The organism is Bordetella sp. MIP270_01_BMS, assembly GCF_054958705.1.
The window spans coordinates 996,590-1,012,161 of sequence record NZ_CM143297.1 but is presented as its reverse complement, the minus strand read 5'-3'; the positions used below and the strand labels follow the sequence as shown (position 1 = coordinate 1,012,161).

Here is a 15,572-nt window from a genome sequence, read left to right as displayed (position 1 = left end):
GGAGCCGCCAGCCGCACGTCAAGACGCCGAACCCGGGAAATCCCTGAAAAGGTAAAATCCCTCTTTTGCTCCATCAATTTCAACGGCGCCCGCATCGTGTCCTTCGTCCAGCATTTGTCCGGTTCATCCGTCCTATCCGCCTTTCGCCGCGATCGACTGCTGGCACAGCTACGCGAAGCCGGGTTGCCCGTCGCCGACGTATCGGCCCGCTACGAGCACTTCGTCAACACCGACACGGCGCTTGGCGAAGCCCAGCAGCAGCAACTGGTGCAACTTCTCGACTACGGCACCGAGCCCGCAGGCGCCGCTCCAGCCAAGAGCCTCTCGCTCCTGGTCATTCCGCGACTGGGCACCATTTCCCCCTGGGCCAGCAAGGCCACCGATATTGCACACAATTGCGGCCTTGCCGCGGTGCGCCGCATCGAGCGGGGCGTGCGTTACTTCCTGGTGCCCGAGCGCGGGCTGCTGGGGGCCAAGGCATTCGACGAGGCCATGCTGGCCCGTGCCGCCGACTGTCTGCACGACCGCATGACCGAAACCGTCGTCAGTGCCGACTTCGATGGCCAGGCACTGTTCCAGCCCCTGGCGGGCAAGCCGATGCGGAAGGTGGCGGTACAGTCCGATGGGCGCGCCGCGCTCGCCGAGGCCAACATCACGCTGGGCCTGGCTCTGTCCGATGACGAAATCGACTATCTGGCGCAGGCATTCGGCAGCCTGGGGCGCGACCCTACCGACGTCGAACTCATGATGTTCGCCCAGGCCAACAGCGAACACTGCCGCCACAAGATCTTCAATGCGCAGTGGGTCATCGACGGCCAGCCGCAGTCCGACACCCTGTTCGGCATGATCCGTGCCACGCACAAGGCGCAGCCCGCGGGCACCGTGGTGGCTTACTCCGACAACGCCGCCGTCATGGAAGGCGGACCCGCACAGCGGTTCCAGGCCGGCGTGCCGCAAGGCGCTGCCTCGCAGGGGGCCGATGCCGCCCGTTATGTGCGTCGGGACGCGCTCGTGCATACGCTGATGAAAGTCGAGACCCACAATCATCCTACCGCCATCGCGCCGTTTCCAGGCGCCGCGACGGGGGCGGGCGGCGAGATCCGCGATGAAGGCGCGACGGGTCGCGGCTCCAAGCCCAAGGCGGGTCTCACCGGGTTCACGGTGTCGCACCTGCGCTTTCCCGATGCGCCGCAACCCTGGGAAGCCGACCACCACGGCTTGCCTGATCGCATTGCCTCGCCGCTGTCCATCATGATCGACGGGCCCATCGGCGGGGCCGCCTTCAACAACGAGTACGGCCGGCCGAACCTGCTGGGCTACTTCCGCACCTATGAGCAGACGGCGGGCGACACCCGTTGGGGTTACCACAAGCCCATCATGATCGCGGGCGGCCTGGGCAGCATCGACGCCGAATTGACGCACAAGGAAATCATTCCGCCCGGGGCGCTGCTGATTCAGCTGGGCGGGCCGGGCTTTCGCATCGGCATGGGAGGCGGCGCCGCTTCCAGCATCAGCATGGGAAGCAATTCCGCCGAACTCGACTTCGACTCCGTGCAACGCGGAAACCCCGAAATAGAACGCCGCGCGCAGGAAGTCATCGACCGCTGCTGGCAGCAGGGGACGGACAATCCCATCCTGGCCATCCACGATGTGGGTGCGGGCGGGCTGTCCAACGCCTTTCCCGAGCTGGTCAACGATGCGGGCCGCGGCGCCGTATTCGATCTGAAGCGCGTACCGGTCGAAGAGTCCGGGCTCTCGCCCGCGGAAATCTGGAGCAACGAATCGCAAGAGCGCTATGTGCTTGCCATTCTGCCGCAAGACCTTGACCGGTTCGACGCCATCGCCCGGCGCGAGCGTTGCCCCTATGCCGTGGTGGGGGTAGCCACCGAGTCGCGCCAGCTGCGCGTGGTCGACGGCGAGGGCCTGCCCGGCCTGGATACCGAGGCGCCGGCCAGCGCCGACGCGCGGCCCGTGGACGTTCCCATCGACGTCATCCTGGGCAAGCCGCCGCGCATGACCCGCGATGTGCAGCGCCTGCCGGGCGTGACACAGGCGCTCGACCTGGTTGGTATCGACCTCACCGACGCTGCTTACCGGGTGCTGCGCCATCCCACGGTGGCGAACAAGTCGTTCCTGATCACAATTGGCGACCGCACCGTGGGCGGGCTGTCCAGTCGCGATCAGATGGTGGGCCCTTGGCAGATCCCGGTGGCCGACTGCGCGGTCACCCTGGCCGACTACGAAGGCTTCCGCGGCGAAGCCATGGCCATGGGCGAACGCACACCGCTGGCCGTGCTGGATGCGCCTGCGTCCGGCCGCATGGCCGTTGCCGAAGCCCTGACCAACCTCGCGGCCGCCGACGTGGCGCGCCTGGAAGACATCAAGCTCTCGGCCAACTGGATGGCCGCCTGCGGCGTGCCCGGACAGGATGCCGCGCTGTTCGACACTGTCGCAGCGGTCAGTGAGCTGTGCCAGGCATCCGGGCTGTCCATACCCGTGGGCAAAGATTCGCTGTCCATGAAAACCACCTGGGAACACGAGGGCGAATCGCGGCAGGTGGTGGCGCCCGTCTCGCTCATCGTCACCGCCTTTGCGCCGGTGGGCGACGTGCGCGCCAGCCTGACGCCGCAACTGCGCACCGACGCGGGCGACAGTGTGCTGATCGTCATCGACCTCGGACGCGGCCGCCATCGCATGGGTGGCTCGATCCTGGCGCAGGCCTACAACCAGTTGGGCACCACCGTGCCCGACATCGATTCTCCGCAAGATCTGCGCGCGTTCTTCATCACGATCCGCACGCTGGCCGAGGCGGGCGTGCTGCTTGCCTACCACGACCGGTCCGACGGCGGGCTGTTCGCCACCCTGTGTGAAATGGCGTTTGCCGGCAGAACGGGCATATCGGTCAACCTGGACATGCTGACCTTCGATCCGGATTCGGCCGACTGGGGGGACTACAAGATCCGACCCGAGCAGGTCGCGGTGCAGCGCGATGAACTGACCCTGAAGGCGCTCTTTTCCGAAGAAGCCGGCGCGGTCATCCAGGTGCCGGCGGCGCAACGCGACGCCGTCATGCAGGTATTGCGCGGAGCCGGCCTGTCGGCCCATTCGCACGTCATAGGCGGGCTGAACGACGCCGACACCGTTGAATTCTTTCGCGACGGCAAGAAAGTCTGGAGCCAGCCCCGCGTCGATCTGGGTCGTGCCTGGAGCGAAGTCAGCTACCGCATCATGGCGCGCCGCGACAATCCGGCCTGCGCGCAGGCCGAATTCGACACCTGGAACGACGCCAAGGATCCGGGCCTGTCGCCGCGGGTGGCATTCGATCCGCAGGAAGACATCGCGGCCCCGTTCATCGCGACGGGCGCGCGTCCCCGCGTGGCCATTCTGCGCGAGCAGGGTTGCAACAGCCAGGTGGAAATGGCCTGGGCCTTCGACACCGCAGGCTTCGATGCGGTCGACGTCCACATGACCGACCTGTTGGCGGGCCGCATCGACCTGAGCACGATGCGCGGCCTGGTGGCGGTGGGCGGCTTCAGCTATGGCGACGTGCTGGGCGCAGGTGAAGGCTGGGCCCGCACCATTCGGTTCAATAGCCAGCTGTCGGATCAGTTTGCCGCGTACTTTGATCGTTCCGACACGTTCGCGCTGGGCGTGTGCAACGGGTGCCAGATGATGGCCGCCCTGGCACCCATGATCCCTGGCGCTTCGCATTGGCCGCGGTTCACGCGCAACCAGTCCGAGAAGTACGAGGCGCGCCTTTCACTCGTCGAGATCGCGGATTCGCCTTCGATATTCTTTGCCGGTATGGCAGGCACGCGCGTGCCGGTGGCGGTGGCGCATGGCGAAGGCTATGCCAACTACAGCCAGCAGGGCGACGCCGACCAGGTGCTGGTGGCCGCCCGCTTCATCGACCACCGCGGCAATCCTACCGAGGCTTATCCTTTCAACCCGAATGGCAGCCCCGGGGGCCAGACCTCGGTAACCACGGCCGATGGCCGCTTTACGGTCATCATGCCGCATCCGGAGCGCGTCACCCGCAACGTCATGATGTCGTGGGCACCGCAGAAGTGGGGTGAGGCCGACAGCGGTGGCGCCTTCAGTCCCTGGATGCGCATGTTCCGCAACGCTCGGGTCTGGGCTGGCTGAAGCACGCACTTCAAGGCTGGGCGAGCGCGGGCGGAGCCAGCCGGAGCCCGGCCGCCGCCGGGCCGCCCATTTTCCGTCGGGGGGCATAAAATCAAGATTCAGCCCGCCCAAAGGACTCGCCATGAACGCACGCATCCCCGACGACGCCTTGCCGCCCACGCTCGACCCGCAAGCCTTGCAAGCCTTCGTCGATCGCCAGTGGGACGATGAAATCATTCCGGCCCTGACCGACTACATCGCCGTGCCCGCCAAGAGCCCGGCCTTCGACGCCGACTGGGAAAAGAACGCCTACATCGAGCGCGTGGTGCGCGATGCGGCTCAGTGGGTCGAATCCCGCAGGGTGCATGGCCTGAAACTCGAGGTCGTGCGCTTGCCTGGCCGCACTCCCGTGATCTTCTTCGACGCACCCGCCACGCGCGCCGACAACGGCGACACCGTGCTCCTCTATGGCCATCTGGACAAGCAGCCCGAATTCTCGGGGTGGCGGTCCGACCTCGGTCCGTGGACGCCAAAGTATGAAGACGGCAAGCTTTACGGTCGTGGCGGCGCCGACGATGGCTACGCCATCTATGCGTCGCTGACGGCCATCATGGCGCTGGACGCGCAGGGCATACCCAGGCCGCGCTGCGTGGGCATCGTCGAGACCTGCGAGGAATCGGGCAGTTATGATCTCCTGCCCTACATCGACGCGCTGCGTTCCCGCCTGGGCAATGTCGCGCTGGTGATCTGCCTGGATTCGGGCGCGGGCAACTACGACCAGCTCTGGATGACAACCTCATTGCGTGGCATGGTAGCGGGCACGCTTGAAGTACAGGTGCTTGATGAAGGCGTGCATTCCGGTGATTCCAGCGGCGTGGTGCCCTCGAGCTTTCGGATTCTGCGGCACCTGCTCGATCGCCTCGAAGACAGTGGCACCGGTCGGCTGCTGCCACAAAGCCTGCACTGCGAAATTCCGGCCGAGCGCCGCGAGCAGGTGAAGGAAACCGCGCGCATCCTGGGCGACGAAGTCTGGCGGCGCTTTCCCTGGAGCTGCGGCGCCGACGGCGGCTTTGTGTTGCCCATGACGACGCAGCCTGAAGAAGCGCTGCTGAACCGCACTTGGCGTCCCACCTTGTCGGTAACAGGCGCCGAGGGTTTGCCGCCGCTTTCAAGCGCCGGCAATGTGCTGCGCCCGCGTACCGCTTTCAAGTTATCGCTGCGTTTGCCGCCGCTGGTCGATGCGGTTGCCGCGTCACAGGAGATCAAGCAGTTGCTTGAAGCCGACTCGCCGTACAACGCCAAAGTGATCTTCCACGCCAATCAGGGTGCCGCCACGGGCTGGAACGCGCCTGAGTCGGCGGCCTGGCTGACCCAGGCACTGGACGCCGCTTCGCGCCAATATTACGACGCCCCTTGTGGCTACATCGGGCAGGGCGGCACGATCCCCCTGATGAGCATGCTGCAGGAAGGCTTTCCCAAAGCGCAGTTCATGGTGTGCGGCGTGCTGGGTCCGAGATCCAACGCCCACGGGCCGAACGAATTCCTGCACGTACCCTATGGCAAGCGCCTGACCGCCGCCGTGGCACAGACCATGGCCGCCATGCCGGCCTGAACGAGAACGCATGATACATACCACGGGCGCCTATCAGCGCATCATCGACGAGACCCGCGCCTGGGTAGAGCGGGCCGTCATCGGCCTGAACCTGTGTCCCTTCGCCAAGGCGGTTCAGGTCAAGCAGCAGGTCCGCTATGCGGTCAGCGACGCTACCGATCCAGAGGGCGTACTGTCCGACCTCGAAGACGAACTCGTCTGGCTGTCGCAGGCCGACCCGCAGCATACCGACACCACGCTGCTCATCGTGCCTGACGCGATGGATGATTTTTACGAGTTCAACGATTTCGCCGATCTTTCCGACCGCTTGCTCAAGCGTCTGCGCCTGGTGGGCACCTTGCAGGTAGCCACCTTCCATCCCGAGTTCCAATTCGCCGATACCGCGCCGGACGACATTGAAAACTGCACCAACCGGTCGCCCCATCCCATACTGCATCTGCTGCGCGAAGACAGTATCGACCGGGCGGTCGAAGCATACGCCGACGCCGCAGAGATCTACGAGAAAAACATCGAGACGCTGCAGCGTCTTGGGTGGGATGGATGGCGCAGGCTGATGGCCGATTGAGCAGGCCGGCGGCACGCAGCATGCGGCGCGCCGCCGGCCGCTTTCCTTCGGCCCTGCGGATTTTCCGGCCCACCGCGTCTTGCAAGCCCCAAGCGGCAGGGCCCGTCTTGGGTTGCAGCGGGTAGACGCGTCTGGGCGCGCCATACGAACCAGTTCTATCCCGGCTCGACGGGCCTCGGGTCTTGGACGCGCGCGTGGCAGCGCGCCATCGCCACTTCAGTGAGGTCGTCTGGCGTAACGACCGGCCAATACGGCGCAGACCATCAATTGCAACTGGTGGAACAGCATCAGCGGCAGCACCACGGCACCCACGCCCTGGCCGGCGAAGATGATCTGCGCCATCGGGATGCCGCTCGCCAGGCTTTTCTTCGATCCGCCGAACAGCAGCGTGATGCGGTCTTCCAGGCGGAACCCGAAGAGCCGGCCCAACGCGACGCAGCCCAGCAGGCCCAGCGCCAGCAGCACCGCGCAGGTCAGCACCAGGCCCAGCAGGGCGGGGGCCGGCGTGTCATGCCACAGGCCTTCATTGATGGCTTCGGAAAACGCGGTGTAGACCACCAGCAGAATCGAGCCTTGGTCCACGAACTTCAACAATGCATTGCGGCGTCGTATCCACGCTCCGATCCAGCGGCGCAGGATCTGCCCCAGCACGAAGGGCAGCAGCAATTGCAGCATGATCTTGCCGACGGCATCGTATGAGACGGGCGCGCTGGCTCCGGCCATGACCACCGCGCCCACCAGCAACGGAGTCAGGAATATGCCCAGCAGGCTGGACGCCGAGGCACTGCAGACGGCCGCCGGCACATTGCCACGCGCAATCGAGGTGAAGGCGATGGCCGACTGCACGGTGGCGGGCAGGCAGCAAAGAAACAGCACGCCCGTATAGAGGTCCGGCGTCACCAGGGGTTGCAGCAGCGGTTGCAATGCCAGCCCCAGCAGCGGGAACATGATGAACGTGGCGGTGAATATGGTCATGTGCAGCCGCCAGTGCGTGACGCCCGCGATGATGGCTTCGCGCGACAGCCTCGCGCCATGCAGAAAGAACAGCAATGCGATGGCGATATTGGTGGTCCACTCGAACGCCGCCATGCCCTGGCCGCGCGCGGGAAGCACACTGGCGATGCATACGGTGATGATGAGGAACAGCGTGAAGCGGTCGGGCAGGAAGCGGGTAAGGCGGGGCATGAAGCGGCGGCGATGCGAGACCGCTAACGGCGGTCGAAGGGCCGTATTGTAGACCTGCGGCGCCGGCTCGACGTTCAGCTTGCTGTGAGGTTGGGCGCCTGCTGCCCGCAGTACCTGGCGGCGCGCGCGACGCCGCCTGGAGCCGACGGGCGGGCAGGGCTCAAGGGGTCATGGCCAGCGCCAGATCGAACGCAGCCACCAGCGACGCCGGATCCGCCAGGCCTTTGCCGGCGATATCGAAAGCCGTGCCGTGGTCGACGCTGGTGCGCACGAATGGCAGTCCGACCGTGACATTCACCCCCTCGTCCACACCCAGGTACTTGACGGGTATCAGGCCCTGGTCGTGGTATTGGGCGACCACGATGTCGAATTCGCCGCGGCGTGCGCGCATGAACACGGTATCGCCCGGCCATGGGCCCGATACGTCCAGGCCCTCGGCGCGCGCCGCGGCGATGGCCGGCCCTATGACATCGAGATCCTCGCGCCCGAACTTGCCGTCTTCGCCGGCATGGGGATTGAGCCCTGCCACCGCGATGCGCGGCCGTTCTATGCCCATCTGGCGGCAGGCGCGATCGGCCAGCCGGATGGCGCGAGTCTCGGCCTGCGGCGTGATGGCGCGCGGCACCTCGGAAAGCGCCATGTGGATGGTCACCAGCAGCACGCGCAGCTCGTTGTTGGCCAGCATCATGGCGTAGTCCGGCGTTTGCGTGCGCTCGGCCAGGATTTCGGTGTGGCCCGGCTGGTCGATGCCGGCGAGGTGCATCGAATGCTTATTCAGCGGCGCCGTGACGATGGCCCGGATAAGGCCGGCCTGCGCCGCGTCGATCGCCGCGCACAGATAGTCGTAGGCAGCCCGCCCCGCAGGCGCGGTGGCGCGCCCGATAGGAAGGTCTTCTGGCAGCGGCGCGCTGCACGACACGACTTCGATGCTGCCAGGCGCTCCCGTGGCCTGCGCGGCGGCCCCTATTTCGACGATGTCCAGGCGCGCGCCCAGCGCCGCCGCAGCGCGCCGCATGGCCCCGGCATCGCCAAACACGACGGCCGGGGCCTGCAGCCCCTGGGCGCACGCCTTGACTATGATTTCCGGGCCGATGCCGGCGGCATCGCCCATCGTGATGCCGACCGGCGCTTGCGTCGACATTACAGGACGTCACCTGCGTAATCGGCCAGGCGCGACCGCTCGCCGCGTTGCAATGTCACGTGGCCCGCATGCGGCCAGCCCTTGAAGCGGTCCACCACGAACGTCAGGCCAGAGCTGCCCTCCGTGAGATAGGGAGTATCGATCTGAGCGATATTGCCCAAGCAGACAACCTTTGTGCCGGGGCCGGCGCGAGTGACCAGGGTCTTCATCTGTTTCGGCGTCAGATTCTGAGCTTCGTCGATGATCAGGTACTTGTTGAGGAACGTCCGTCCGCGCATGAAGTTCAGCGACTTTACCTTGATGCGGGAGCGAATCAGGTCCATGGTGGCGGCGCGGCCCCAGTCGCCGCCATCGCCGTCGCCCATGTTGAGCACGTCGAGGTTGTCCTCGAGCGCGCCCATCCAGGGCAGCATTTTTTCTTCCTCGGTGCCGGGAAGGAAGCCGATGTCTTCGCCCACGGGCACCGTGACACGCGTCATGATGATTTCCGTATAGCGCTTGGTCTCCAGTACCTGGGTGATGCCCGAGGCCAGAGCGAGCAGCGTCTTGCCCGTTCCCGCCTGGCCCAGCAGCGACACGAAGTCGCAGTCGGGGTTCATCAGCAGGTTCATGGCGAAGTTCTGTTCGCGGTTGCGGGCGGTGATTCCCCACACATTGTTCTTGCCGTGGGTGTAGTCGCGCAGTGTGGCCAGCACCGCGGTCTTGCCGCTGACTTCGCGCACCTGCGCGTACAGCGGCATCTGCCCTTCGAAATAAACGAACTGGTTCACCACGAACTGCGCGCACAGCGGGCCGTGCACGCGATAGAACGTCGTGCCGCCTTGCTGCCACGATTCGACATCCTTTCCGTGGCGGTTCCAGAAGTCTTCGGGCAGCTGCATTACGCCCGAGTACATCAGATCGGTGTCTTCCAGAACCTGGTCGTTGAAGTAATCCTCGGCCGCCATGCCCAGCGTGCGGGCCTTCAGGCGCATATTGATGTCTTTGGACACCAGCACCACTTCACGTTCGGGAAAGCGCTCCTGCAGCGCGCGCACGACACCCAGAATCTGGTTGTCGGCCTTGCCCATGGGCAGGTCGGCGGGCAGCGTGCTGTGGATGGCCGTGGTCTGGAACATCAGCCGGCCCGTGGCATCCTTGTTGCCGAGCGCGCTCAGTTCGAGCCCCTCGTCGAGCTGCTTGGCATCGTTGACCAGCGCATCGAGCGAACGGCTGACCTGGCGCGCATTGCGCGCCACTTCCGACATGCCCTTTTTTTGGTGATCCAGTTCTTCCAGCGTCATCATCGGCAGGAATATGTCGTGCTCTTCGAAGCGGAACAGCGAGCTGGGATCGTGAAGCAGTACGTTGGTATCCAGCACGAACAGCTTCCGGTCGCCGGCGGCGGCGCGCGGTCGCGCTTTGCGGGCTGTTGGACGCTGCGCAGGTGCGGACGCCGGGGCAGGTGCGGCAGCAGTCGCGGGCGAGGGCGCCTTGGCCACGGGCGTGGCGGCGTGCGCGTTGGCCGCCTGGGACTTGAAACCGTCGAGTTCGGGTTGCACTGGCTGCGACGGTGCCGGCGAGCCAGATTCTTGCGAGCCGGCGCGCTTGGAGGATCGCGACGTTTTACGAGCGGCTTCGCCCGAGGGGAATGTCAGGATGGCTGCAGGGCGGGACGGCATCTTCGGTAGCGGCATATAGGTGATTCTCCTGGGGGGCCGGCTCTAGCGCCTGACGGGTGTAACGTGAACGACTCAGCCGATGCTGCGTGCCGCCTGCAGCACTTCGCTGGCGTGGTTGGGCACCTTCACCCCACGCCATTCCTGCACCAGCCGGCCTTCAGCATCGATGAGAAAGGTGCTGCGCTCGATGCCGCGCACCTGTTTACCGTACATATTCTTCTGTTTGATGACGCCATACAGGTTGCACACTGCCTCGTCGGCGTCGGAAATGAGCGGGAAGGGCAGCTGGTGCTTTTCCTGGAAGTTCGCATGCGACTTGAGCGAGTCGCGCGAAATGCCCACGACGACCGCTCCTGCCGCCAGGAACTCGGCATGCAGGTCGCGGAAATCCTGGCTTTGCGTGGTGCAGCCCGGGGTGTTGTCTTTGGGGTAGAAGTACAGCACCACGGCGCGGCCGCGGCATTGTTCCAGACTGATGGGGCCGATCGTGCTTTCGGCGGTGAATTGCGGGGCGGGCTTGCCTATGAGAGGCGTCATGCAGGGGGATCTCCGTGGGTAGGCAGCAGCGCGGCGACCACGCGTCGGCCTTCTGCCATCAGGATGTTGTAGGTACGGGCCGCGGCCTGGGTATCCATGACCTCGACGCCCACGCCGGCGCCGAGCAGGGGGCGCAACACGTCGGCGGCCAACAGCCGCTGCCGGCTCCCGGTGCCCACGAGCAGTACTTCGGGGCCCTGGCCGCGCGCGGGCGCAGCCGCCTCGGGCGCATCCAGGAACGCCATCGGGTCGCTGGCGGCTGCCGTGAGGCCGGCCGCCTGCTGCAGCAACGCTGCGGTGATGTCTGTGGCCGCCAGGACCGGCCATTCGGCGACGGCGCCTTCCGGGCCGAAGGCCACCGCGTGGGAAAATCGTACCTGGTTGACCTCTAAGTAACCGTCACCGTAGGCGGTGACGGTGTTCAGGGCCGATGCAGGGTCGGTATGCAGCTTCAAGAAAAACTCCGGCTTTATGCTTCCGATCATAGCGCATCGGAATCGGTGAATGTTGCAGGGTATCCACGGGCGTCGGATGCCGGACTCGCCATTTGCCGCACGGCCCGGCTTGCGCTAGATTACTAAGTTTTGCTGCACCGCAAACCGCGTTGTGCCCCAGCCCATATCCCAAGGAATTATCCCCATGAGGAAGTTCTCCCGCATCGAGCGTCTGCCTCCGTATGTGTTCAATATCACCGGCGAGCTCAAAATGGCCGCCCGACGGCGCGGAGAGGACATCATCGACATGTCCATGGGCAATCCCGATGGGCCCACGCCAAAGCATATCGTCGACAAGCTGGTCGAGGCATCCACCCGGCCCACGACCCACGGCTATTCGGTGTCGAAGGGTATCCCCAGGCTGCGCAAGGCCATCTGCGACTGGTACCAGCGCCGCTATGCGGTCGAGCTCGACCCCGACAGCGAAGCGATCGTCACGATCGGCTCGAAAGAAGGCCTGGCGCACCTGATGCTGGCCACGCTCGATCGCGGCGATACCGTGCTGGTGCCGAACCCGAGCTATCCCATCCATATCTACGGGGCGGTCATTGCCGGCGCCAATATCCGCTCGGTACGCATGACCCCTGGCATCGACTTCTTCGAAGAGCTCGAGCGGGCGGTGCGCGAGTCGATTCCCAAACCCAAGATGATGATCCTGGGCTTTCCCAGCAACCCCACGGCGCAATGCGTCGACCTGTCTTTCTTCGAACGGGTGGTGGCGCTGGCCAAAGAGCACGACATCCTGGTGGTCCACGACCTGGCCTATGCCGATATCTGCTTCGACGGGTATGTGGCGCCGTCAATCATGCAGGTCCCGGGCGCCCGCGACGTGGCGGTCGAGTTCTTCACCATGAGCAAAAGCTATAACATGGCCGGCTGGCGCATCGGCTACATGGTGGGCAACCGTGAACTCGTCAACGCGCTGGCCCGCATCAAGAGTTATCACGACTACGGCACGTTCACCCCCATTCAAGTGGCCTCCATTGCGGCGCTCGATGGCCCGCAGGATTGCGTGAACGAAGTCGTCGAGCAGTATCGCAGCCGGCGCGACGTTCTGGCGCGCGGTCTGCACGAAGCCGGCTGGAACGTTGAAATTCCCAAAGCGTCCATGTACATCTGGGCGCAGATCCCCGAGCCTTACCGCGCAATGGGTTCGCTGGAATTCGCCAAGCGTGTCCTGTCCGACGCCAAGGTCGCCGTGTCGCCCGGCATCGGGTTCGGCGAATATGGCGACGAATACGTGCGTTTCGCCCTCATCGAGAACGAGCAGCGCACGCGGCAGGCCGTGCGCGGCATCAAAGACATGTTCCGCAAAGACGGCCTGCTGAAGTGATGGATCCGCGTTCCGCGCGTTAATGATACCTTTGCCGGTTGCCCGGCAACTATCCTGATGCCGGACGCCTGCCGTACCTGGAAATGAGAAATGACGAATTCTGCAAGTAAGCCGTCGGCCGCGGCCGCCCATGCATCGCGCGCCGAACTCCAGCCCATCAAGATCGGCCTGCTGGGCCTGGGCGTGGTGGGCGGCGGCACCTGGGCCGTGCTGGCCCGCAACGCCGAAGAAATCGCCCGGCGCGCGGGACGGCGCATCGAGATCAGCCGTATCGCCGTGCGCGATGTACCCAAGGCACGCGCCCGCATTGGCGACGCCGCCCGGGTCGACGCCGACGTGCACGCGCTGGTGCGCGATCCCGAAATCGATATCGTGGTCGAACTGATAGGCGGCGATACCCTGGCGCGCGAGCTGGTGCTGGAAGCCATTGCCCATCGCAAGCACGTGGTCACCGCCAACAAGGCGCTGTTGGCCAAGCATGGCAACGAAATCTTCGCGGCGGCTTCCGAGCAAGGCGTCATGGTGGCCTTCGAAGGCGCGGTGGCGGGCGGCATTCCCATCATCAAGGCCATACGCGAAGGGCTCACGGCCAATCGCATCGAATGGGTGGCCGGCATTATCAACGGCACTACCAATTTCATACTTTCCGAAATGCGGTCGCGCGGTCTGCCCTTCGCCGACGTGCTGGCCGAGGCGCAGCGCCTCGGCTATGCCGAAACCGACCCCACGTTCGATGTCGAGGGCGTCGACGCGGCGCACAAGCTCACCCTGCTGGCATCTCTGGCGTTCGGCGTGCCCGTCCAGTTCGACAAGGCCCATATCGAAGGCATATCGCAACTCGCCCAGGAAGATATCGCGCATGCCGAGCGCCTGGGTTATCGCATCAAATTGCTGGGCATTACCAAGCGGCGTGCCGATGGCATCGAACTGCGCGTGCATCCCGCCCTGGTGCCGGCCGAACGCCTGATCGCCAATGTCGAGGGCGCCATGAACGCCGTGCTGGTGCGCGGTGATGCCGTGGGCCCCACCCTGTACTATGGGCAGGGCGCCGGAGAAGAACCCACGGCCTCTGCGGTGGTGGCCGACCTGGTCGACGTGACACGGCTTCATACGGCCGACCCCGGGCATCGCGTACCGCATCTGGCTTTCCAGCCCGACGCCCTGTCCGATCTGGCCATCCTGCCCATCGAGCAGGTCAGCACCTCTTACTATCTGCGCCTGCGCGTCGACGATCAGCCCGGCGTGCTCGCCGACATTGCGCGAGTGCTGGCAGACCATTCAATTTCTATCGGCTCGATGATCCAGCAACCGTCGCATATCGGCGGCGCCGACATCATCTTCCTGACGCATCAGGCGCTGGAAGGCAACGTCAGCCGGGCCATCCAAAGCATCGAGCAATTGCCGTTCGTGCGTTCCAACGTCACGCGCCTGCGCGTCGAGAACCTCACATGAAATACATATCCACACGCGGTGGCATGGCCCCGCAAGCCTTCAGCGATATTCTGCTCGAAGGCCTGGCTCCCGATGGCGGCCTGGCAGTTCCTGAGTCGCTGCCCCAGATTTCCGCACAAACGCTGGAAAGCTGGCGCGGCCTGCCGTATGCCGACCTCGCATTCGAAGTGCTGTCCCGATTCGTCACCGACATTCCCGAAGAAGACCTGCGCGGGCTCACGCGCGCGGCATACCGCCAAGGGGTGTTCAGCAGCGAAGACATCGTTCCCTTGCGGCCCCTGACCGACGGACTGCACCTGCTGGGCCTTTCCGAAGGGCCCACGCTGGCCTTCAAGGACATGGCCATGCAGTTTCTGGGCCAGGTGTTCGAATACGTGCTGACGCGCCGCAATGCCACCCTCAACATCCTGGGAGCAACCTCGGGCGACACGGGTTCGGCGGCCGAATACGCGCTGCGCGGAAAGAAGGGCGTGGCGGTTTTCATGCTGTCGCCGCACGGACGCATGAGCGCCTTCCAGCGCGCCCAGATGTACTCGCTGCAGGATGAGAACATCCACAACATCGCCGTGCGCGGCGTCTTCGACGAAGCCCAGGATATCGTCAAGGCGCTCGCTGGCGATCTGGACTTCAAAACGCGCTACCGCATCGGTGCCGTGAATTCCATCAATTGGGCACGCATCGCCGCCCAGGTGGTCTATTACTTCCACGGCTGGTTGCGCGCCACGACGGCACCCGGCCAGCAGGTGTCGTTTGCGGTGCCATCCGGTAATTTCGGCAATATCCTGTCGGGCCACATTGCACGGGCCATGGGCCTGCCGGTTCGCAGGCTCGTGCTCGCCACCAATGAAAACAATGTGCTCGAAGAGTTCTTCCGCACCGGCGTCTATCGCCCCCGCAGCGCGACGAACACCTACGCAACGTCCAGTCCGTCCATGGACATCTCGCGTGCCTCGAATTTCGAGCGCTTCATCTTTGACCTCACCGGTCGCGATCCGCAGCGCGTGCAGGCCCTTTGGGCCGACCTGGCTCGCGATGGTCATTTCGACCTGTCGGCAATGAAACCCGAGTTCGAATCGCGGTATGGGTTCGTGGCAGGCACCAGTACGCACGCCGATCGTCTGGCAGTCATCCGCAGCACTTACGACACCACGGGCGTCCTGGTTGATCCGCATACTGCCGACGGCGTGAAAGTGGCCCGTGAATTCGTCGAACCCGGCGTACCCATGCTGGTGCTCGAGACCGCGCTGCCGGCCAAGTTTTCTGACACCATCGAAGCCGCGCTGGGCCGCCCGGTCACGCCGCCGCCCGCGCTGGCCGGGCTTGAATCCCTGCCGCAGCGCGTCACGGTCATGGACTGCGACGCACAGTTGGTCCGGCGCTACATCGAGGCCAACGCCAAAGTGTAAGGGTGTATCCGCTGTGTAATATTGCAACCCCGGCCTGAACAGCCGGGGGTTTTTTCTTTCC

11 protein-coding genes are annotated in these 15,572 nt (G+C 65.0%); 6 read left to right on the top strand and 5 right to left on the bottom strand.

Annotated elements, in window-relative coordinates:
* Positions 1-96: 96 nt before the first annotated feature.
* From purL to ACV17W_RS04640, 3 genes are all read left to right on the top strand, one after another.
* Positions 97-4,146, top strand: coding sequence for a phosphoribosylformylglycinamidine synthase (gene purL, locus ACV17W_RS04650; RefSeq protein ID WP_462595276.1), 4,050 nt, complete (start codon positions 97-99; stop codon positions 4,144-4,146).
* Between the two features lie 121 nt (positions 4,147-4,267).
* A complete protein-coding gene (locus tag ACV17W_RS04645; RefSeq protein ID WP_462595275.1) occupies positions 4,268-5,737 on the top strand; it encodes a M20 family metallopeptidase in 1,470 nt (489 codons plus the stop codon).
* Between the two features lie 10 nt (positions 5,738-5,747).
* Complete coding sequence (locus ACV17W_RS04640) at positions 5,748-6,302, top strand: DUF1415 domain-containing protein (RefSeq protein WP_462595274.1); 555 nt, start codon at positions 5,748-5,750, stop codon at positions 6,300-6,302.
* A gap of 216 nt (positions 6,303-6,518) precedes the next feature.
* Here ACV17W_RS04640 and ACV17W_RS04635 read toward each other — a convergent pair whose 3' ends face one another.
* From ACV17W_RS04635 to ACV17W_RS04615, 5 genes are all read right to left on the bottom strand, one after another.
* Entirely contained in the window at positions 6,519-7,487 is a 969-nt protein-coding gene (locus ACV17W_RS04635) for a bile acid:sodium symporter family protein (RefSeq protein WP_462595273.1), read from the bottom strand.
* Between the two features lie 160 nt (positions 7,488-7,647).
* Positions 7,648-8,628 carry a 4-hydroxythreonine-4-phosphate dehydrogenase PdxA gene (pdxA, locus tag ACV17W_RS04630; RefSeq protein WP_462595272.1) on the bottom strand — a complete coding sequence of 327 codons (981 nt, stop codon included), beginning with the start codon at positions 8,626-8,628 and terminating at the stop codon, positions 7,648-7,650.
* Positions 8,628-10,304 carry a PhoH family protein gene (locus tag ACV17W_RS04625; protein WP_462595271.1) on the bottom strand — a complete coding sequence of 559 codons (1,677 nt, stop codon included), beginning with the start codon at positions 10,302-10,304 and terminating at the stop codon, positions 8,628-8,630. Before ACV17W_RS04625 ends, pdxA begins: the two co-directional genes overlap by 1 nt.
* A 57-nt stretch (positions 10,305-10,361) precedes the next feature.
* Positions 10,362-10,826 carry a peroxiredoxin gene (locus tag ACV17W_RS04620; RefSeq protein WP_462595270.1) on the bottom strand — a complete coding sequence of 155 codons (465 nt, stop codon included), beginning with the start codon at positions 10,824-10,826 and terminating at the stop codon, positions 10,362-10,364.
* Positions 10,823-11,281, bottom strand: coding sequence for an Mth938-like domain-containing protein (locus ACV17W_RS04615; protein ID WP_462595269.1), 459 nt, complete (start codon positions 11,279-11,281; stop codon positions 10,823-10,825). The genes ACV17W_RS04620 and ACV17W_RS04615 overlap by 4 nt, the downstream gene beginning before the upstream one ends.
* Positions 11,282-11,465: 184 nt before the next feature.
* Between ACV17W_RS04615 and alaC the strand changes: the two genes are divergently transcribed.
* The 3 genes from alaC to thrC all read left to right on the top strand — a co-directional run bounded on the left by alaC (position 11,466) and on the right by thrC (position 15,511).
* On the top strand, positions 11,466-12,653 hold the full coding sequence (gene alaC, locus ACV17W_RS04610; RefSeq protein WP_462595268.1) for an alanine transaminase: 1,188 nt from the start codon (positions 11,466-11,468) through the stop codon (positions 12,651-12,653).
* Positions 12,654-12,743: 90 nt separating this feature from the next.
* Entirely contained in the window at positions 12,744-14,105 is a 1,362-nt protein-coding gene (locus tag ACV17W_RS04605) for a homoserine dehydrogenase (RefSeq protein WP_462595267.1), read from the top strand.
* Positions 14,102-15,511 carry a threonine synthase gene (gene thrC / locus ACV17W_RS04600; protein WP_462595266.1) on the top strand — a complete coding sequence of 470 codons (1,410 nt, stop codon included), beginning with the start codon at positions 14,102-14,104 and terminating at the stop codon, positions 15,509-15,511. The genes ACV17W_RS04605 and thrC overlap by 4 nt, the downstream gene beginning before the upstream one ends.
* Positions 15,512-15,572: the final 61 nt, after the last annotated feature.

Coding starts and splice junctions, on each gene's coding strand:
- alaC (WP_462595268.1), top strand. CDS start 11,466: ATGAGGAAGTTCTCCCGCATCGAGCGTCTGCCTCCGTATGTGTTCAAT.
- ACV17W_RS04640 (WP_462595274.1), top strand. CDS start 5,748: ATGATACATACCACGGGCGCCTATCAGCGCATCATCGACGAGACCCGC.
- ACV17W_RS04635 (WP_462595273.1), bottom strand. CDS start 7,487: ATGCCCCGCCTTACCCGCTTCCTGCCCGACCGCTTCACGCTGTTCCTC.
- pdxA (WP_462595272.1), bottom strand. CDS start 8,628: ATGTCGACGCAAGCGCCGGTCGGCATCACGATGGGCGATGCCGCCGGC.
- ACV17W_RS04625 (WP_462595271.1), bottom strand. CDS start 10,304: ATGCCGCTACCGAAGATGCCGTCCCGCCCTGCAGCCATCCTGACATTC.
- ACV17W_RS04620 (WP_462595270.1), bottom strand. CDS start 10,826: ATGACGCCTCTCATAGGCAAGCCCGCCCCGCAATTCACCGCCGAAAGC.
- thrC (WP_462595266.1), top strand. CDS start 14,102: ATGAAATACATATCCACACGCGGTGGCATGGCCCCGCAAGCCTTCAGC.
- ACV17W_RS04605 (WP_462595267.1), top strand. CDS start 12,744: ATGACGAATTCTGCAAGTAAGCCGTCGGCCGCGGCCGCCCATGCATCG.
- ACV17W_RS04645 (WP_462595275.1), top strand. CDS start 4,268: ATGAACGCACGCATCCCCGACGACGCCTTGCCGCCCACGCTCGACCCG.